The 19,081-nt window shown below is 74.3% G+C and carries 19 protein-coding genes; 12 read left to right on the plus strand and 7 right to left on the minus strand.

Features of this window, described 5'->3' with window-relative positions:
• Window positions 1–2: 2 nt before the first annotated feature.
• Window positions 3–296 (plus strand): YciI family protein, encoded by a 294-nt coding sequence (locus ACO06A_RS01940; RefSeq protein ID WP_421734482.1) that lies wholly within the window; start codon window positions 3–5, stop codon window positions 294–296.
• Here the strand turns inward: ACO06A_RS01940 and ACO06A_RS01945 are convergent.
• Window positions 293–1,669: a pyridoxal phosphate-dependent decarboxylase family protein gene (locus ACO06A_RS01945; RefSeq protein WP_421734483.1), complete on the minus strand. Its 1,377-nt coding sequence runs from the start codon at window positions 1,667–1,669 to the stop codon at window positions 293–295. The genes ACO06A_RS01940 and ACO06A_RS01945 overlap by 4 nt on opposite strands.
• 157 nt (window positions 1,670–1,826) lie before the next feature.
• On the opposite strand from ACO06A_RS01945, the gene ACO06A_RS01950 reads away from it, so the two are divergent.
• Window positions 1,827–2,840, plus strand: a complete 1,014-nt coding sequence (locus tag ACO06A_RS01950; RefSeq protein WP_421734484.1) for a hypothetical protein — start codon at window positions 1,827–1,829, stop codon at window positions 2,838–2,840.
• 49 nt (window positions 2,841–2,889) lie between these two features.
• A complete protein-coding gene (locus ACO06A_RS01955) occupies window positions 2,890–5,634 on the plus strand; it encodes a LuxR C-terminal-related transcriptional regulator (RefSeq protein ID WP_421734485.1) in 2,745 nt (914 codons plus the stop codon).
• 7 nt (window positions 5,635–5,641) lie between these two features.
• Here ACO06A_RS01955 and ACO06A_RS01960 read toward each other — a convergent pair whose 3' ends face one another.
• The 3 genes from ACO06A_RS01960 to ACO06A_RS01970 form a co-directional block, all read right to left on the minus strand.
• Window positions 5,642–5,893, minus strand: a complete 252-nt coding sequence (locus ACO06A_RS01960; RefSeq protein WP_421734486.1) for a PspC domain-containing protein — start codon at window positions 5,891–5,893, stop codon at window positions 5,642–5,644.
• Window positions 5,894–5,999: 106 nt separating this feature from the next.
• On the minus strand, window positions 6,000–6,458 hold the full coding sequence (locus ACO06A_RS01965) for a hypothetical protein (protein ID WP_421734487.1): 459 nt from the start codon (window positions 6,456–6,458) through the stop codon (window positions 6,000–6,002).
• Window positions 6,455–7,627, minus strand: coding sequence for a serine/threonine-protein kinase (locus ACO06A_RS01970; RefSeq protein ID WP_421734488.1), 1,173 nt, complete (start codon window positions 7,625–7,627; stop codon window positions 6,455–6,457). The genes ACO06A_RS01965 and ACO06A_RS01970 overlap by 4 nt, the downstream gene beginning before the upstream one ends.
• Before the next feature lie 186 nt (window positions 7,628–7,813).
• Here ACO06A_RS01970 and ACO06A_RS01975 point away from each other — a divergent pair, with 186 nt between their 5' ends.
• From ACO06A_RS01975 to ACO06A_RS02000, 6 genes are all read left to right on the plus strand, one after another.
• Complete coding sequence (locus ACO06A_RS01975) at window positions 7,814–8,092, plus strand: dsRBD fold-containing protein (protein WP_421734489.1); 279 nt, start codon at window positions 7,814–7,816, stop codon at window positions 8,090–8,092.
• Window positions 8,089–8,523, plus strand: coding sequence for a hypothetical protein (locus tag ACO06A_RS01980; protein WP_421734490.1), 435 nt, complete (start codon window positions 8,089–8,091; stop codon window positions 8,521–8,523). The genes ACO06A_RS01975 and ACO06A_RS01980 overlap by 4 nt, the downstream gene beginning before the upstream one ends.
• 55 nt (window positions 8,524–8,578) lie before the next feature.
• Entirely contained in the window at window positions 8,579–9,463 is an 885-nt protein-coding gene (locus tag ACO06A_RS01985; protein WP_421734491.1) for a helix-turn-helix transcriptional regulator, read from the plus strand.
• The gene (locus tag ACO06A_RS01990; protein WP_421734492.1) at window positions 9,460–9,819 is read left to right on the plus strand and encodes a nuclear transport factor 2 family protein; all 360 of its coding nucleotides are present in this window, start codon (window positions 9,460–9,462) and stop codon (window positions 9,817–9,819) included. Before ACO06A_RS01985 ends, ACO06A_RS01990 begins: the two co-directional genes overlap by 4 nt.
• A 134-nt stretch (window positions 9,820–9,953) precedes the next feature.
• Window positions 9,954–12,167 carry a cellulose binding domain-containing protein gene (locus ACO06A_RS01995; protein ID WP_421734493.1) on the plus strand — a complete coding sequence of 738 codons (2,214 nt, stop codon included), beginning with the start codon at window positions 9,954–9,956 and terminating at the stop codon, window positions 12,165–12,167.
• A 58-nt stretch (window positions 12,168–12,225) separates the two neighbouring features.
• The gene (locus ACO06A_RS02000; protein ID WP_421734494.1) at window positions 12,226–14,511 is read left to right on the plus strand and encodes a glycoside hydrolase family 95 protein; all 2,286 of its coding nucleotides are present in this window, start codon (window positions 12,226–12,228) and stop codon (window positions 14,509–14,511) included.
• Here ACO06A_RS02000 and ACO06A_RS02005 read toward each other — a convergent pair.
• Window positions 14,501–15,172, minus strand: a complete 672-nt coding sequence (locus ACO06A_RS02005; RefSeq protein WP_421734495.1) for an NAD(P)-dependent oxidoreductase — start codon at window positions 15,170–15,172, stop codon at window positions 14,501–14,503. The two genes, ACO06A_RS02000 and ACO06A_RS02005, sit on opposite strands and share 11 nt — an antisense overlap.
• A gap of 113 nt (window positions 15,173–15,285) precedes the next feature.
• On the opposite strand from ACO06A_RS02005, the gene ACO06A_RS02010 reads away from it, so the two are divergent.
• Window positions 15,286–16,248: a cupin domain-containing protein gene (locus tag ACO06A_RS02010; RefSeq protein ID WP_421734496.1), complete on the plus strand. Its 963-nt coding sequence runs from the start codon at window positions 15,286–15,288 to the stop codon at window positions 16,246–16,248.
• A gap of 87 nt (window positions 16,249–16,335) precedes the next feature.
• Window positions 16,336–16,737 carry an aldehyde dehydrogenase gene (locus ACO06A_RS02015; RefSeq protein ID WP_421734497.1) on the plus strand — a complete coding sequence of 134 codons (402 nt, stop codon included), beginning with the start codon at window positions 16,336–16,338 and terminating at the stop codon, window positions 16,735–16,737.
• Here ACO06A_RS02015 and ACO06A_RS02020 read toward each other — a convergent pair.
• Window positions 16,730–16,984, minus strand: a complete 255-nt coding sequence (locus tag ACO06A_RS02020) for a hypothetical protein (protein ID WP_421734498.1) — start codon at window positions 16,982–16,984, stop codon at window positions 16,730–16,732. The genes ACO06A_RS02015 and ACO06A_RS02020 overlap by 8 nt on opposite strands.
• 369 nt (window positions 16,985–17,353) lie before the next feature.
• Between ACO06A_RS02020 and ACO06A_RS02025 the strand changes: the two genes are divergently transcribed.
• Window positions 17,354–17,941, plus strand: coding sequence for a DUF664 domain-containing protein (locus ACO06A_RS02025; protein WP_421734499.1), 588 nt, complete (start codon window positions 17,354–17,356; stop codon window positions 17,939–17,941).
• Here the strand turns inward: ACO06A_RS02025 and ACO06A_RS02030 are convergent.
• On the minus strand, window positions 17,928–18,896 hold the full coding sequence (locus ACO06A_RS02030) for a helix-turn-helix transcriptional regulator (RefSeq protein ID WP_421734500.1): 969 nt from the start codon (window positions 18,894–18,896) through the stop codon (window positions 17,928–17,930). The genes ACO06A_RS02025 and ACO06A_RS02030 overlap by 14 nt on opposite strands.
• Between the last annotated feature and the right edge of the window lie 185 nt (window positions 18,897–19,081).

The following is a 19,081-nucleotide window of genomic DNA, read 5'->3' on the forward strand; positions in this document are numbered from 1 at the left end:
GCATGGCGATGTTCGTGCTGCTCCACGTGCGCGGTCCGGCCGTCCCCGACGGCCAGACCGTCGGGGAGCAGGCGGGCATCGCCGGGCACTACGAGTTCCTCCGGAGGCGCAGAGGTGCGGGCCAGCTGGTGCTCGCCGGTCCGTTCCTCGACACCGAGGGGGCGGGGATGACGATCCTCGAGGTGGAGTCGGCCGAGGAGGCCCAGCGGCTGGCGACGCACGACGACCAGGCGGTCGTGGACGGCGTGCTCGCCGTGACGGTGCGCCCCTGGCGCGTGGTGATGTCCGGGAGCTAGCCGGCGGCGGCTCGGCGGACCGCGTCGATCGAGCGAGCCACGTCCTCGGCGTCCGTGGACCAGTTGCTGACGGAGACCCGCAGCACGTCACGGCCCTGCCAGCGCGAGCCGGACATCCACGTCACGCCGTCCGCGAGGAGGCGCGCGGTGACGTCCCGCGTCCGCTGGTCCGAGCCGAACGCGACGCTCACCTGCGTGAATACGACGTCGTTGACGATCACGGCGCCCTCGACCGCGGCGATCCCGTCGGCGATCGCCCGTGCGGTGGACGCGAGGCCGTCGACGAGGTCCGCGACGCCCGTCCGGCCCAGCGACCGCAGCGCCGCCCACACCGGCACGCCGCGGGCGCGGCGCGACAGCTCGGGCACCCGCTCCATCGGGTCGCCCGCGCCCTGGAAGGTGGCGAAGTACTCGGCGTTCATGCCGAAGGTGCGCCGCAGCGGTTCGGGGCGGGCGACGATCGCGAGGCCGCAGTCGTACGGCACGTTGAGGGTCTTGTGGGCGTCGGTCGCCCACGAGTCCGCCCGCTCGTGGCCCGCCAGCAGGCCCCGCAGCCGCGGGGAGGCCGCCGCCCACAGCCCGAAGGCTCCGTCCACGTGCACCCAGGCGCCGTGCGCGTGAGCCACCTCGATGGCCTCGGCCATCGGGTCGAACGCGCCCGAGTGCAGGTTGCCGGCCTGGAGGCAGACGATCGTCGGACCGTCGCCCTCGGCCAGCGCCCGCGCGAGCGAGTCGACGACGAGCCGGCCCTGGCGGTCCGCGGACACCGTGGTGGGCGCCCCCAGCCCCAGGTAGCGCAGCGCGAGGTCGACCGTCCCGTGCCGCTCCTCGCCGACCAGCACGCGGACCCGCGGGCCGCCCGACAGGCCGTCCCGCTCGACGTCCCAGCCCGCCTCGGTGAGCACCTGCTGGCGCGCCGCTGCCAGCCCGGTGAAGTTGGCCATCGTCGCGCCGGTGACGAACCCGACGTCGGCGCCGGAGGGCAGCCCGAGCAGATCCAGCGCCCACGCGCCCGCGGCCTCCTCCACCGCCACGACACCCGGGGTCGCGTGGCGCATCGCCGTGTTCTGGTCCCACGCGCTGGTCAGCCAGTCGGCGGCGAGCGCGGCCGGGAGGGTGCCACCGATGACCCAGCCGAAGAAGCGGCCCGACGGCATCCCCATGAGGCCTGGCTCGATGCCGGCGGCGAGCTCGTCGACGACCACCTCCGGGGCGGTCGGACCCTCCGGCAGCGGGCCACCGAGCACCGGCGCGAGCGCGTCGGCGTCGACCCTCGGGTGCACGGGTCGCTCGGCCAGGGACGTCAGCCACTCGCGGGTGTGGTGTGCCGCGCGGTCGAGTGCGGGTGCGAAGTCGGGCCACCGTGCCGTCATGTGGCTCACCCTGCCACCGTCGCGCGGGAGTTCACCCGGTGGGTTCGTCCCGGCCTGTCGGGAGATGCGCCGCCCCGTCACCCGGACGGGCGAGTCGGGGCCGGGGGCGGGTCACTACCGTCGGGGGACGTGTGACCCGGTCGGGAAGAAGGTGGACGTGAGCGCGACGGGGAAGGACCCGCAGTGGCGCGACGCCGAGCGGTTCGCCGAGCGGCACGCCCGGACCGTCCTCGCCCGCACCGACGTCCGCGTCACGGGCCCCGGGTCCGCCATCGAGCTGGACCTCGTGGGCATCGACTTCGCCGCCCGGGTCGAGCACCGCCGCAGCCCCGTGGGTCGCCAGGACCTCGAGGACCTGCGCGCCGCCGCGGGCTCGTTCGTCGCCGTCTTCTATTCGCGCTCCGGCTTCACCAAGACCGCCGTGCTCTGGGCGGAGGAGCATCGTCTGGCCCTGTTCGGGTACACCGACACGGGCTACGCGAGCCCCGTGAACCCGTGCGCCGTCGAGCTCGTGCACCGCGCCCAGGCCGACTCCGAGCACCACGTGCGCGTGGCCACCGAGCTGGTCTCGCGGCGGGCGACCGAGGCGCGGCAGGAGGCCGAGCGACGCGAGCGCGAGGCCGCGGCCGACGAGCTGCGGGCCGAGGACGACGCGCGCCAGGCCGCCGAGCGCCGACGGATCCGGAGGGTGCGCTCGGAGACCCTGCTGGGCCGGACGGTCGTGCTGCTGCTCCAGATCCAGATCGTGCCGGGCACCCTGATCGCCACCATCGACCGGCTGGCGCACTCGACGATCGTCTCGGCCGTGGCCGACTCCGCCGAGCGGCTGTCCATGGGCGACCGGCCGCACGCCGTGGCGCTGGTGCGCTCGATGTTCGACGACGCGGCGGCGGCCCTCGAGGTGCTCACGCCACCGACGGCCCGGGACACGGCGAACTACCGCACCTCGGCGCAGGCGATCGACCGCGGCCTGGACGCGCTCGACGCGGCGGACGGCCTCGGGTCCGTGGGTCACGTCGCGCCGGAGCTGGTGGCCTCGCAGCTGCGGCAGGCCGACCGGTGCTGGCGCGCCCTCGTCGAAGAGCTGGTCAAGGCGGTCCCGGCGCCCCGCCTCGACGACGTCCCGGTGCCGCGCCGGCCGCGCCACCTCACGTCGTCGGGCAGCGTCTGACGGGGTCGCCCCGTATCACCCGGGATCGCCACCGCTCCTGATCCTCGTGGTGGCACTGTCCCGGACGTCGCAGCATCGCGGTCCGCCCGAGTCCACCCCGGCCGGCATCGTCGGACGGGGGGCCGAGCGCCGCCGCCTCGACGCGTTCGCCGGCGAGATCGGCAGGCCGGGGCGCTCGCTCGTGCTGGTGGGTGAGGCCGGCATCGGGAAGACGACCCTCTGGGCCTACGGGGTCGAGCGCTGCCGGGCCGCGCAGGCGCACGTGCTCGTGGCCAGGCCGAGCGAGGACGACCGCGACAACCCCGCACAGGGCCTGCGCGACCTGTTCGCCCGACACCCGGCATGCGCGGACCTGGCGGAGGACCTGCCCGTGGTGGAACGTTCGCGATGGGTGCTGGACCAGCTGCGCGACCTCGCTGCCGACCGGCCGGTGGTGCTCGCCGTCGACGACCTGCCGTGGCTCGACGACATCACCCGGCGCACCCTGCGCTTCGCCCTGCGTCGGCTCGGCGACGACCCCGTCGCCCTGCTCGCGACCGCGCGGACCTGGAGTCCGGAGGAGCTGGCCATCGCCACCCCGGGGATCGACGACGGCGTGGAGCTGTTGGGCCTCGTCGGCCTGGAACCCGCCAGCCTGCGGCGCCTGCTCACCGCCGCCACGCCCGGCCTCGGCACCCCGATGGTCGCCCAGCTGGGCGACCTGGCGCACGGGAACCCCTTCTTCGCGCTCGAGCTGGCGCGTGCCCACCGCCACGGCACGGGCGCCCCTCCCCCGGGTTCCGCGCTCACGGCGCTCGCCGACCGAGTCGCGGGGCTCCCACCCGCCACCCTCGGTCTGGTCCGGATGCTCGCCGTGGCCGGTCCGACCCCGCTGCGGGTCCTCGCGGCCGCCGGCGGGACGGGCAGCGTCGACGCCGCCGTCCGCCCGGCGCTCGACGCCGAGGTGGTGACGCTGGAGCACGACTTCGTCCTGCGGTTCACGCACCCGCTGATCGCGACAGCCGTGCTCGGCGGGATGCACGCGCTCGACCGCCGCGGTCTGCACGCCGCGCTGGCGCAGGTCGTCGACGACCCTGACTCCCGGGCGGTGCACCTCGCCCGGGCGGCGGACGGTCCCGACGCCGCCGCTGCGGACGAGATCGAGGCGGCGGCCCTGCGGATCGCCCGGCGCGGCGGCCCGCGGCTCGCGGCCGACCTGCTCGGCGACAGCACCCGACTCACCCCGCCCGACGACGCCGACGCCTCCGTCCGCCGGACGCTCGCCCGGATGATGCAGTGCGCCACCGCAGGCGACCTGCCGACGGCCCTGCGGCTCGCCGACTCGCTCCTGGAGCGACTCGACCCCGGTCCGCTGCGCGCCGCCGTGGTGACGGGACGCGTCGTGCTCGACTTCACCGACGCGGAGACCGTGCTGCGGACCGCTCTGGAGCAGGTGCCCGACGACGGCTCGACCGCGCACGAGTGCCTGCGCGGTCGCGTGCTCGGGCTCCTCGGGTGGCTGCTCGCGATCCACCTCGGCCGGCTCGACGAGGGGCTGCGCTACGCGGAGGCTGCCCTGGCGATCGGCCGCGCGCGCGACGACGCGGTCCTCGTCGCGCAGGCGGCGTCGGCGGTGTCCACCGCGTCACTGATGCTCGGGCGACGGATCCAGGGGCTCATCGAGGAGGCCGTGGACAGCGGGACCGAGGTCGTGCAGTCCCAGCTCGCCCTCTGGCCGCGGGTGCTCCAGGGCCGCCAGCAGCTGTGGGACGGCCGCCTCGAGCAGGCCCACGCCGGCCTCGACCAGATGCATCGCAGCGCGGTCAGCAACGGCGCCGAGTTCCAGCGGTCCTACCGCCTCGCCGACCTGGCCCTGGTGGCGCTCGCGGCGGGTCGGCTGGACGCGGCGGCCACGCACGTCGTCGAGGGGATGGAAGCGGCCGACGACTGCGGGGACGCGCGCGCCCTGGCGTGGCTGGCCTATCCGGCCGGGCTGGTGGCGGGCCTCCGGGGGGACGCGGACGCCGCCCAGGCGCACGCCGACCGGCTGGACGCCTGGGCCGCCCGCGTCGGGGAACGGCCGAGGCGCGCGATGGCGGCCCACGTCCGGGGTGTCGCGGCCGCGACCGGCCGCGACTGGCAGGCGGGCCTCGACGAGCTCCTCAGCGCCCTGCGGGAGCTCGACGCGATGGGGTGTGCGCACCCGGGGGTGGTACCGGTGCTCCCGCAGGCGATCCAGCTGGCCAGCCTCGTCGGGGCCACCGACCAGGTGGCGCACCTGCGGGACCGGTTGCAGGTGCAGTGCGCCACCCTGGCGTCCCCCTGGGCGGACGCGCAGCTGCTGGCCGCGACCGGCCAGCTGCTGCTGCTGCGCGACGAGCCGGACGCGTTCGGCACGCTCGCCGGCGCGACCGACCTGCTCGCGGGCCTCGGCTACGGCCTCGACGCCGCGCGGACCGGATCGTTCGCCATGGCCGCGGGGTTGCGAGCCGGCCGACGCCCGCCGGTGCGGGAGCTCGGCGACCGGTGCCTCGCCACGTTCGTCGGGGCCGGTGTGCGCGGGTGGGACACGGTGGTCCGCGAGCTCCTGGACCGAGCGGGCGGCGGGTCCGACGACGACCTGACCCCGACCGAGAGCGAGATCGCCGCGTTCGTCGCGGACGGACTGCGCAACCGGGAGATCGCGGCCCGGATGTTCGTCAGCGAGTCGACCGTCGAGGCGCACCTGACCCGGACCTACCGCAAGCTCGGCCTGCGCAACCGCGCGGAGCTGTCCCGCCGGGTGGTCCGGTCCGGGGGCGGAGGACCCCCGTAGGCCGTCGTCAGGCCGGTGTGCCCGGCGTCCCGGACGCCGCGGGGACCCAGTGCTCGGTGGGCATGAGGATCCAGAGCAGCGGGTAGACGATGAGCTGGCTGCCGGGCAGGACGAACAGGATGAGCACGAACAGCAGCCGCGCGTGGAACGGGGCGATGCCGAACCGTCGGCCCAGGCCGGCGCACACACCGCCCAGCACACGGCCGTCGACCGGCCGGACCAGGCCCTGTCGAGCCATGCCGTCGTGGATGGTGCCCATGGTGCTGCTCCTCTCGTGCCGACCCGAGCGGCCGGACTCCCCCAGCATGCCGCCACCGCGACGCCGAGCGCATCGGTGATCGCCCGGAGACACACCCTGAGATCCGCTACTTGTCGCCGTTCCCCTTGCCGGGCTTCTTGCCCTTGTCCTTCGGGGCCACCACCTCGGGCGCGGCCTGCTCTGCCGCGGCCTGCTCAGCAGCGGCCTGCTCAGCAGCGGCCTGCTCAGCAGCGGCCTGCTCCGCCGCAGCCTGCGCCGCGGCGTCGGCCGCCGCCTGCTCCGCGGCAAGATCGGCCGCGACACGGTCGAGGGCGGCGGCGATCTCGTCGTACCGCTGCGTCGAGACCTCTCCCGCGTCCTTGCCCGCGTCGAGCGCAGCCCGGGTGTCGGTGATCAGGGTCTGCGCGTCGGCCCAGCGCCCCTCCGCGGCAGCCGCCGTGACGGTGAGCACGGACTCCTGGAGCGTCTGGGCGCGGTCGGTCTCCAGCTCGGGGCTGCCCGCGCACGACCCGCACACGAGCGCCGTGGCGAGGACGAGGGCCGCCCAGCCGACCGGGCGCCTCACGGCTCCACGCTCTCTTGCAGCCGCGTGAGCGACTCACCGAGCGTGCCCTGGACCGTCGGGTAGGCGGGAGGGGTCTGCTGCGCGCCGTCGCCCGACACCAGCTGCGCGACGAGGAGCACGCCGCCCACCAGGAGCACCGCGGCACCCACGACCACCGCCCGGGGGGACCGCAGACGGGCCCATCGGTCTGCCACGGGCACGTCCGCGGGCGGCGGCTCCACAAAGGGGACGGCGCGAGTCGGCGCGAGCTGTTCGGTGTCGTCCGCACCGGCAGCGGCCACCGGCAGCAGGAGCGTCTCGTCCACCGGGGAGGCCAGGATCGCGGCCAGGTCGTCCGTCACCTCCTGCGCGGTGGGCCTGTCCTCCGGCGCCATCCGGGTCATCCGTGCCAGCACGTCGCCGAGGCGGGGGTCGAGCTGGTCCGGGACCGTCGGCGACGTGGTCAGGCGGGCGGCGGCCACCTCCGCGGCCGTCCCGGTGAAGGCGGCCCGCCCGGTCGCGCACTCGAGCAGGACCAGACCGAGCCCGTAGACGTCGCTGGGCGGTCCGAGCGCGCTCCCGGTGGCCTGCTCCGGGCTCAGGTAGCTCATGGTCCCGAGCGTCATCCCGGTCATCGTCAACCGGGTGGCACCCGCCAGCCGGGCGATCCCGAAGTCGGCGAGCTTGGCGGTCGGTCCACCGCTGCGGCCGGTCAGCAGGACGTTGGCGGGCTTGATGTCGCGGTGGATGATCTCCCGCGCGTGCACCACCGCGAGCGCCTCGGCCACGTCCCTGCCGATGGTCGCGGTCTGCTCGACCCCGAGAGGGCCCTCCCGCAGCCGCTCGGCCAGCGTCGGCCCGTCCACCAGCTCCATCACCAGGTAGACCTGCTGCGACCCGTCGTCGTGGTGCACGGTCCCGGCGTCGTGCAGCGTGACCAGGGCCGGGTGGCTGAGCGTGGCCAGCACGCGGATCTCGGCGCGGTTCCGCAAGAGGTCGTCGGTGTCCTCGTGGACCGGGGGAAACACCTTGACGGCGACGTCACGGTCCAGCAGGAGGTCACGAGACCGGTGCACGGTCGCCATCCCGCCGCGGCCCAGGACCGCGTCCAGCCGGTAGCGGTCGCCGAGCACCACGGGCTCCGGCGCGTCCACCCGGTCCGGTCGCGACCCGTCGACGTGTTCCAGCATGTGGCCAGACCCTAGGCGCGCTGGACCGCAGCCGCACGCCGGGACCGGGCGAATCCGCGGCGTGCGAGGTGCAGGACCTTGGGCCCTGGCCCGCCGACGCCGCGGCAGCGCACGCTCGAAGCAGCTGCCGATGTGGGGCAGACCGCCACCAACGGGGCGCAGCACCGACGGCGAAGGAGCCCAGTCGTGAACGAGACCTGGAACGTGGCGATCTACCTCTTCGCCGACGACGACACCACCCATGGCGTCGTCACCGGTGCGCACGCCGTCCTCACGACGCCCACCGGCGCGACCCTGGACGGCTGGGGCCGCGCGCAGTTCAGCTCCTACGACCTCGACGTGCCCGAGGTCGGCACCGAGCTCGCTGCCGCGCGCGCCCTGCGCCAGCTGGCCGACCGGCTGCTCCAGGCGACCTCCGAGGACCTCGACGACCTCGAGGTGCACGAGATCCACCTGGTGCGGTGACGGGCACCCCCGCCCCCGCGCGGGTCGCCCCGCCGCGGGCCCGGACCGTCGCCCTCGCGCTCGACGGCCTCACCGTCGTCGGGGCGGTCGCGGGCGTCCAGGGATTCCTCTCGGGGCAGTTCGACCCCCTCGTGTCCCAGCTCGTCTTCGTCGACGGCCCGGCCGTGCCTGCGCTGGCGCTGGGCCTGTGCGTCGGGCTGCCGCAGGCGCTCGCCCTGACCCTCGGCCTGCGTCGCCATCCCCGCGCACCCGAGGTGGGCGTCGGCGCGGGCGTCGTGCTGACCGGCTGGGTGCTCGCGCAGCTGCCGCTGATCGGCTGGACGTCGCCCGTGCAGTGGGCGTTCTTCGCGGTCGGGGTCGGTGAGTCCGTGGCGGCGCTCCAGTGGTGGAGGGCGGCGGTCGTCGACCGGCACCCGGAGCGCGCCCGCTGACCCAGGTACTCGCAGGGACTGCCTCGGTCCTGCGCGGCACCGTACGGTCGGTGGCATGGACAACCGCGACGAGGTCCGGGACTTCCTGGCCTCCAGACGCGCCAGGATCACGCCCCAGCAGGCCGGCCTGCCCTCGTACGGCACGTACCGCAGGGTGGCGGGGCTGCGCCGCGAGGAGGTCGCGATGCTGGCCGGGGTGAGCGTCGACTACTACACGCGGCTCGAGCGCGGGAACCTCGGCGGGGTGTCGGAGAGCGTGCTGGACGCGCTGTGCAACGCCCTCCAGCTCGACGAGGCGGAGCGCATCCACCTGCACGACCTGGCCCGCACGGCCGGAGCCCGCCCGTCGCGCGCGCGACGGCGTCCCGGCCCCACCGAGGTGCGCCCGAGCGTCCGCGCCATGCTCGACGCGATGACCGGCGCCCCGGCGGTGGTCCGCAACGACCGGCTCGACATCCTGGCCACCAACGCGCTCGGGCGGGCCCTCTACTCGGAGCTCTACCGCGACCCGGTCCGCCCGGCCAACCACGCCCGGTTCGCGTTCCTGGACCCGCGGGCGAAGGACTTCTGGATCGACTGGGAGCGGGCGGCGAACGACACCGTCGGGGTGCTGCGGGCCGAGGCCGGGCGGCACCCGTACGACCGGTCGCTGAGCGATCTCGTCGGCGAGCTGTCCACCCGCAGCGAGGACTTCCGCACCCGCTGGGCCGCGCACAACGTGCACCTGCACCGCGGCGGGACCAAGCTCATCAACCACCCGGTGGTGGGCCGGCTCGAGCTCATGTACGACATGCTCCAGCTGCCCGCGGACACCGGCCTGACGATGCTGGTCTACACCGCGGAGAAGGACAGCCCGACGGCCGACGCCCTCCAGGTGCTGGCCAGCTGGGCGGCGACCACCTCGTCCGCCGACGCTCCCGGTGCCACACTGCCCCGATGAGCGTGCCCGACCCGTCCGAGTTCAGCGCCGCGTGGGTCTCCGCCTGGAACGCCCACGACCTCGACGCCGTCCTGGCCCACTTCCACGACGACGTGGTGTTCACCTCTCCCCTCGCGGCACGCCTCCTGCCCGACAGCGGCGGCGTGCTGCGCGGCAAGGAGGCGCTGCGGCGCTACTGGACCGAGGGCCTGCGCCTGCTGCCGGACCTGCACTTCACCGTGGAACGCGTGTACGCCGGGGTCACCGCGCTGGTGATCACCTACCGCAACCAGGCCGGCGGGGTGGTGGACGAGGTGCTGGTCTTCGCGGACGGGCTCGTGGTCGAGGGCCACGGCACGTACCTGGTGGAGACCTGACGGACTCGGCAAGCGTTGTCCGCTGAATTGTTTCACCCGTGGTGCCCGACCCTGAGCGCCCCCTAGCGTCGCCCGGGGTTCACCCGAGCCCGACCGACGTCGTCGTCGGCCGTCAGCGCCGCAGGAGGTCCACCATGTCCCAGCCCCGCAGGACCGTCCCGTGGCTGATGGCGGCGACGCTCGCCGTCGGGGTCGGGGTCTCCGCCGCGCAGCCCGCGGCCGCGGCAGTGGGCTGCCGCGTCGACTACACGGTCACCAACCAGTGGTCCACCGGGTTCGGTGCCGACGTGACGATCACGAACCTCGGCGACGCGGTCACCGGGTGGACGCTCGCGTGGTCCTACGGTGCCGGACAGACGGTCACGCAGTCGTGGAACGCGACGACGACCCAGAGCGGCGCGCAGGTGACCGCGAAGAACGTCTCGTACAACGCGGCCGTCGCCACCGGTGCGAGCGCGTCGTTCGGCTTCAACGGCACCTGGTCGGGGACCAACCCCGTGCCCACGTCCTTCGCGCTCAACGGCACCGCCTGCACGGGTGGCACGACGACGCCGACGAGCACGCCGACGACGACGGCCACCCCGGCCGCCACCCCCACACCCACCCCCACTGCGCCACCGGCCGGCGCCTGGCAGGCGGAGAAGCTGGACCGCGGCCTCATCAGCGTGCGCTCCGGCAGCGGCAACCTCGTCCAGTGGCGGCTGCTCGGCACGGAGGCCGCGAGCACCGGCTTCACCGTCTACCGCGGCGGCACCAAGATCGCCGGGCCGATCACGGACTCCACCAACTACCTCGACGCGGGCGCGTCCGCGAGCGCCACCTACACGGTCCGCGCGGTGGTGAACGGCGTCGAGCAGGCGGCGTCGGGCACGTCGCTGACGTTCGGCAACGGCTACCTCGACGTCCCGATCCAGCGGCCCAGCGCCGACCACGTGGCCAACGACGGCAGCGTCGGCGACCTGGACGGCGACGGGCAGCTGGAGGTCGTCCTGAAGTGGGACCCCACCAACGCCAAGGACAACTCGCAGTCGGGCGTCACCGGCAACGTCTTCGTCGACGCGTACGAGGTGGACGGCACCCGGCTGTGGCGGATCGACCTCGGCCGCAACATCCGGGCCGGCGCGCACTACACGCAGTTCCAGGTCTACGACTACGACGGTGACGGCAAGGCCGAGGTCGCCATGAAGACCGCGGACGGCACCCGGTCCGGGACCGGACAGGTGATCGGCGACGCCAACGCGGACTACCGGAACAGCGCCGGCTACGTGCTGAGCGGTCCCGAGTTCTTCACCGTGTTCGCCGGCCCGACCGGGGCGATCGCCGCGACCACCAGCTACGTCCCGCCCCGCGGCACGGTCTCCAGCTGGGGTGACAGCTACGGCAACCGGGTCGACCGGTTCCTCGCGGGGACGGCGTACCTGGACGGTCAGCGGCCGTCGATCATCATGGCCCGCGGCTACTACACGCGCGCCGTGGTCGTGGCGTGGGACTACCGCAACGGGCAGCTGACCCGACGGTGGACGTTCGACTCGAGCTCGAGCACCTCCGGCAACAGCACGTACGCCGGCCAGGGCAACCACGCGCTGACAGTTGCGGACGTGGACCAGGACGGCAAGCAGGAGATCCTCTACGGCGCCGCGGCGATCGACGACAACGGCACCGGCCTGTGGAACACCCGCACCGGCCACGGCGACGCCGCCCACCTGGGTGACCTGATCCCGAGCCGGCCCGGGCTCGAGTACTACAAGGTCACGGAGGGCGCGAGCCAGCCGGACAGCTGGATGGCCGACGCGCGCACGGGCCAGATCCTGTGGAGCACGCCGGCCACCGGCGACAACGGCCGCGGGGTGTCCGACGACATCTGGGCCGGCAGCGCGGGCGCGGAGTCGTGGTCGTCGTCCGACTCCCAGCTGCGGAACACCGCGGGGCAGACCATCGGGCGCAAGCCGGGGTCGGCCAACTTCCTGGCCTATTGGGACGCCGACACCTCGCGCGAGCTGCTCGACGGCACGCACATCGACAAGTACGGCACCGGTGGCGACACGCGGCTGCTCACCGGCTCCGGGGTGCGGTCGAACAACGGCACGAAGTCCACCCCGGTGCTCTCGGGAGACCTGTTCGGCGACTGGCGCGAAGAGGTGATCTGGGCCAAGTCCGACGAGTCCGGGCTGCGGATCTACGCCACCCCGACGCCGACCACGACCCGCGTCTGGACCCTCCTGCACGACCAGACGTACCGCGTGGCCGTCGCGTGGCAGAACACGGCCTACAACCAGCCGCCGCACACCGGGTTCTTCCTCGGCAGCCCGTTCACCATGCCGGCCAAGCCGGTCATCAGCACGCCCTGATCTACGCTGCCGGTCGGACCCCACCCGACCGTGGTCCGACCGGCAGCCCTGGAGACCCGTGACCGAGACGTCCCTGCGCTACGACGCCCCGGCGTCGGCCTGGACCGAGGCCCTCCCGCTCGGCAACGGGCGGATCGGCGCGATGGTCTTCGGCGGTGTCGCCCTCGAGCGGCTCCAGGTCAACGACGACACCTGCTGGTCGGGGTCCCCGCGATCCCGCTCGGCACCGGACGGCCCGGCGTCCCTCGCCGCCGCGCGCAGTGCGCTCGAGCGCGGGGAGGTCCGCGAGGCCGGGCGTCAGGTGCAGCGGCTCCAGGGCGGCTTCGGGCAGGCGTACCAGCCGCTCGTCGACCTCTGGATCGAGCAACCCGCGCCTGGGGTGCTCGACGGCTACACCCGCTGGCTCCGCCTCGACGAGGGGGTCGCTGGGCACTCCTGGACGGCGGGCACGCAGGAGGCGTTCGTCAGCCGGCCCGCTTCCGTGCTGGTGGTGCACCGCACCTGGTCCGCCGTCTCGGGCGACGTGCACGTGCGGGTGACCTCGGCGCACCCCCTGGACGAGCCGGTCGGCGGCGACGACCGCTGGTCGGCCACCCTGCGCATGCCGTCCGACTCGCCGCCCGACTACGTGCCCGGCGCGCGGGTCGTGCGGGACCGGGCGCGGGGTGCGAGCGTCACAGCGGCCGTCGCGCTCGCGATCCGGACCGACGGCACCGTCGACGCCGGACCAGGCGGCCTGCGGTTGCGCGACGCCACCTGGGCGACCCTCGTCGTCGCCACCGCGACCGACTACGCAGGCGCCACAGCCCCGCTGCACGGCGACGCCGCGCGGCTGCGCGGGGCGGCGGTGGCGACGGCCGACGCGGCCGCGGCGCGGGAGTTCTCGACCCTGCGCGCCGAGCACGTCGCCGATCACGCGGGTCTCTTCGGTCGGGTGACCCTCGACCTCGGGATGACGCCCACGGCCGGGCTGCCGACGGACGAGCGGCTGCGCCGGTACGCGGCCGGGCACCCCGACCCCGGCCTGGCGGCGCTGGCGTTCCACTACGGGCGGTACCTGATGGTCGCGGGCTCACGCCCCGGCACGCTGCCGCTCACGCTCCAGGGGATCTGGAACGACGCCGTGCAGCCCCCGTGGTCGTGCAGCTACACGGTCAACATCAACACCCAGATGAACTACTGGCCGGCGCTGAGCACCAACCTCGCCGAGTGCCACGAGCCCCTGGTGCGCTGGATCGCAGAGCTCGCGACGGCGGGCACCCGCACGGCCACCGAGCTCTACGGCCTGCGCGGCTGGACCGCCCACCACAACTCCGACGCGTGGGCGTTCACGGAACCGGTCGGCGACGGCACCAGCGACCCGTCCTGGAGCTTCTGGCCCTTCGGCGGCGTGTGGCTCGCCCGGCACCTCGTCGACCACCACGAGTTCACCGGTGAGGCCCCTGATCTGGCGGTCCTGCTCGGTGCGGCACGCTTCGTCCTCGACTGGCTGGTCGAGCTGCCCGACGGCACCCTGGGCACGCGCCCGTCGACCTCCCCCGAGAACACCTTCGTCGCCCCCGACGGCGTGCCCGCCGCGCTGACGACGTCGACCACCGCGGACCTGGCGATGGCACGCGACCTGCTGGAGAACGTGGTCAGGCTCGGCGGCCCATCCGACCTGACCGCCGAGGCGTCGGCGGCCCTCGACCGCCTTCCCACGGAACGGGTGGACCGCCACGGACGGATCGCGGAGTGGCGCGACGACCTCCCCGAGGCCGAGCCCGCCCACCGCCACCAGAGCCACCTGTTCCGCGTCCACCCGGGCACGTCGGTCGACCCTGACCAGGCCCCGGACCTGGCCCGCGGGGCGCTGGGCACCCTCGACGCGCGCGGGCCGGAGTCGACGGGCTGGTCGCTGGCCTGGCGGCTGAACCTCCGCGCCCGCCTGCGCGACCCCGCCGGCGCCGCCACGATGATCGACGCGTTCCTGCGGCCGGTCGGCCCGAGCCACCACGGCGGCGGCGTCTACCCGAACCTCTTCTGCGCCCACCCCCCGTTCCAGATCGACGGGAACTTCGGCTTCACGGCCGGCGTCGCCGAGCTGCTGCTCCAGTCGCACGCCGTGACGGACGGTCTGCGCGAGGTCCACCTCCTCCCGGCGCTGCCGGCGTCGTGGCCCTCCGGGTCGGTGCGCGGCCTGCGCGCCCGCGGCGGGATCACCGTCGACCTGACGTGGGACCGGCACGTGCTCACGTCCGCGCGGCTGGTGGCCGACCAGGACGTCACGGTCCTGGTCCGCCACGGTGCCGCACGGGACCGCACCGACCTCCGCGCCGGGCAGGCCTGGTCCCTCACCCCCTGACGGCGGCGGGCACTCGGGTACCGGCCGACACGGCGACCGTCTGGCGGACGAGGCTCGCGTCCTCGACGGCCTCCGCAAGGACCCACCCGGCCTGCGCACGCGAGACGCGCATCTCCTGGACCTCCCCGCTGGTCGACGTGAACGGCGGACCGGCCCACGGCTCGTCGGTGAGGGTGACCGGCTGTACCTCGACCCAGTCGAGCCCGCTGGCGCGCAGCTCGGCGCCCTGCCGCTCCGTGTCCGCGATCTGCGGGCGCAGCAGCAGCGCGAAGATCAGGCGGTTGACCAGCGGGAGACCCGCGCTGCTGGGGCCGGTGCCGTAGGAGGTCTGCACGACCACGCGACGCACCCCGTGGCGGCGCATGGCCGCGAGCACGGTCCGCGTGCCCCGCGAGCGGATGTCCAGCGGTGTGCCGGACGGACCGCGCAGGCGCACCCGGACCGCGCTCTCGCTGATCCCCAGCGTGATGACGACGGCGTCCTGGCCCTGGACGAGCCCGTCCACGAGCGCGGCATCGGAGGCGTCTCCGTCGATGCCCCGGACCCCGGGCAACGAGGACGCGTGCCGCGACAGCGCGGTCACGTCGTGCCCACGTGCGACCAGCTCGGCGACGGCGGCGCGGCCGGAGCCACCCGTCGCCCCGACGACGAGAACCTTCATGATCTGACTCCCTTGGTGAGGTGTTGTTGATGCTCTTCACCCCACCAGCGGGGAGCGTGGACGGTCTATGATGGATAGTCGCTACTCCATGGCAGATCATCCAGGAGCATCCCATGTCCCAGCTCGTCGCCGACCCGCCCTGGACGCCCGCCGACCCGGTGGGCGAGGCCCTGCACCACCTGCGCGTGACAGGGGTCTTCTACTGCCGCACGGAGGCGGACGGACCCTGGGCGGTCGACATGCCCGCGTTCGGCGACTGCGTGAGCTTCCACGTGGTGACGACCGGCGAGGCCTGGGTCGAGGTGGCGGGCGCCGCGCCGGTGCGGCTGGTCCCCGGCGATCTCGCCCTCGTCCCGCACGGTCGCGGCCATCTCCTGCGCAGCGCACCGGGGGTGCCGTCGCTCGGGCGGGTCGACCAGCTGCCGCAGGAGTACCTCAGCGAGCACTACTCCGTCCTGCGGCACACGGGCGCCGGCGCCCGGACCGAGCTCATCTGCGGGGTGCTCTCGGTCGACGGGTCGGCGTCGCGGCTCCTGCTGGACCTGCTGCCGTCGGTCGTGCACGTGGACGGAGCGACCGCCGGCTCCTGGGTGGCGCACACGCTCGCCCTGATGGCCTCGGAGCTGGCGAGCGTCCGGCCCGGCGGCGAGGCCGTCACCACCCGGCTGGCCGACATCCTCGTGATCCAGTCGATCCGCGCCTGGCTCGACGCCCAGCAGGTCGCCACCGGCTGGCTCGGTGCCCTGCGGGATCCGCAGCTCGGCACCGCGATCGCGGCCGTGCACCGCACGCCCGGCCGGCCGTGGACCGTCGCGACGATGGCGCACGAGGCCGCGATGTCCCGGTCCGCGTTCTCCGCGCGCTTCACGGAGGTCGTCGGCGAGCCCGCGATGCAGTACGTCACCCGGATTCGCATGCACGTCGCCGCCGACCGGCTCGGCTACGGCCGCGCCACCGTGCGCGAGGTGGCCTCCGAGCTCGGGTACGACTCGGAGGCCTCCTTCAGCCGCGCGTACAAGCGCGAGGTCGGCATCTCCCCCGGCCGCGCACGGCGGTCGCCGATCACGGCCGGCTGAGGTCGCCCCAGACCATGGCGCGACGATCGGTGCCCGGCGTAGCGTCGCTGGATCAGTGATCGGGCGACGACGAGGGGCGGAACGACGATGAGCATGATGGCCGACATGATGAAGTCCATGCCGATGGCGGAGACCACGGGCATGGACATGTCCATGATGCAGGGGTGCATCGAGGCGTGCTCCGCGGCGTCGATGGCCGCGACGATGTGCGCGGACGCCGACGGCGCCGAGAACATGGGCCGATGTGCGTCCATGTGCATGAACACCGCGGACGTCGCCATGACGATGATGCGGATGATGATGCGCCCGAACGGCTACGACATGGGCTGCATGACCTCGATGATGACGGCCTGCATGACGATGGGCGAGGCCTGTGCGGCCGAGTGCATGATGCACGCCGAGATGTCCGAGCACTGCCGCATCTGCGCATCGGCGTGCACGGCCATGGTCGAGGCGTGCCGCTCGGCGATGGCCTCGATGCCTAGCTGACGACGGGACGCGCGGAGTACCACGCTCCGCCGAGCGCGACGACCTCCGCGACGAGGTGCACCGCGACGGGCTCCCCCGTCGCGGGCGCCGCGCTGGTCGCCAGCACGGTCACGCCGCCGTCGAGCAGGACGACGGTGATCGTGCCGGGCTCCTGGGCCGCCACCAGCCCGTCGCGCCAGGCGCTCGGCGAGGCCGCGGCGACGGCCTCCTGGATCGGCAACAGGTTGATGCGGGTGCGGTTCGGCACGGTCTGCTCCATCGGTGGTCTCGCGAGGTGTCCGGGTGGTCCGGGACCGACGCCGCAGGGTTGACCTGGGGGCGATCGATCACGGGCTGCGCCGCGGTGCGGCACGGGGGTCCCCTGGCGAGCTCGTCAGAGCTGCGGGGACCGAGACGACAGGGTCGTCAGCGACACATTCGACAGAGACACCGGCGCGTCGAGGGCACGGCGACGGACCCCGCGTGGAGCGGGGTCACGGGCACGGGCCGGGCGACGGGCATGCGACGAGTGTGAGACGACGTCCACATGCTGTCAAGGCATCTCACCTGACGGACGCTTGTTGTCTCGTCGCTCATCCGGACGGAGATCGTCCGGAACCCGTCGTACGTTCCCTGCATGACCTCGACGATCCCCTGGGAACCGCCCCTCGCCAGCACCGAGCTCGACCACCTCGTCGGTGCCCTCGACCGGCTGCGCACGACGTTCCGCTGGAAGGCCGACGGCCTCGACAGCACCGGCCTCGCCCAGCACGTGGGCGCCTCCGCCCTCACCCTCGGCGGGCTGCTCAAGCACCTGGCCGCGGTGGAGGACACCACGTTCAGCTGGAAGCTCGCCGGGCAGCACCCCGGACCGATGTGGGACCCCGCGAGTTGGGCGGAGAACGACACGGAGATCCTCTCGGCCGTGAACGACACGCCCGAGCAGCTCTACGCGGCATGGGACGACGCCGTCGCCCGGTCGCGTGCCCGGCTCGACGCCGCTCTGGCCGAGGGCGGGCTGGACCAGGACGTCAACGACGGCGACGACCGCGGGAACCACGCCAGCCTGCGCCGGCTGCTGTTCGACCTGATCGAGGAGTACGGCCGGCACACCGGGCACGCCGACCTGCTGCGCGAGGTGGTCGACGGGCGCGTCGGCGAGGACCCGCCGAACGACTGGCGCCCGGTCTCCGGCTCCCCGCTCACGTGGATCAGACGGAGCTGACCTCGTCCGTCGCCGCGAGCATGCGCCGGCCCACGGTGCGCACGCACGCACGCAGCTCGGGGCCGCCGAGCACCCGGAAGTCGACGGGGATCACCGCGAGCCGCTCCGCGTACCAGGGCGGGTTGCTCGTGGAGCCCACCAGCCGAGACGTCGAGCCGTCCACCGGCTCCACCCGGCCCAGGTCCCGCGGCAGCCACTGCTGCGCCCGGTGCGCGGGCGCCTCGACGAGCACGTCGACCTCGTACTCCCAGCCGACGGCCAGGTGCGCCTCGAGCTCCGCCACCGGGTCGAGGTCCTCGGGCGGCGTGAACGTCTCGTCGAGCAGCTCGACGCCCTCGACCCGGTCCACGCGGTACGCGCGGCGGGCGTCCGACGACAGCGAGTGGCACAGCAGGTACCAGCGGCCGTGCCGCACGACCACCGCCCACGGGTCCACCACGGTCTGCCACGCGTTGCCGCCCTCCGATCGGTACGCCACGCGGACGCGGCGGTGCGCCGAGCAGGCCTGCACCAGCGTCGTGGCAGTCGTCGGGTCCGGACGGGCGGCCGCGCGGTCGGGTGCCGGTGACGCGGTCTCCCGGACCGCCTGCACGGGACCGGCCACCGCCGCGGGCAGCGACCGCACGATCTTGCTCAGCGCGGTGCCCACCGGCTGCTCCGGGTCGTCGGCGTCGTGGTGCCCGTCCAGCACCGCCATGACCAGCGCCAACGCCTCGGCCGCCGTGAGCATCAGAGGCGGTGGCCGTAGCCCGCGGCCGATCCGGTAGCCGCCGTACGGCCCACGCACCGACTCGATCGGGATCTCCGCCTCGCGCAGGGTGGCGACGTACCGACGCGCCGCCCGGTCCGAGACGCCGAGCCTGTCGGCCAGCCGGTCGGCGGTGATGCCGGGGCTGGCCTGGATGAGCTCGAGCGTCAGCAGCGCGCGGGCGGTCGGGTTCTGGTCGCCGCTCATGCGACACCTCTGGTTCGGGGCTGATTCCGGACGGCCTTCGTCCGGAACCGACCCTAGCCGCGCCTAGACCCGCCCGCCGAGTCGAGACCGCCCTCCGCCACGGCCCGGAGCGGCGTCACCGTCGGGTGCGTGCTCGTCGACGGTCACCTCGGGCCGCCCGATGCCCCGCGGCATGGTCGGCATGC

The sequence above is a fragment of the Cellulomonas sp. genome, from assembly GCF_965229465.1.
GTDB lineage: Bacteria > Actinomycetota > Actinomycetes > Actinomycetales > Cellulomonadaceae > Cellulomonas.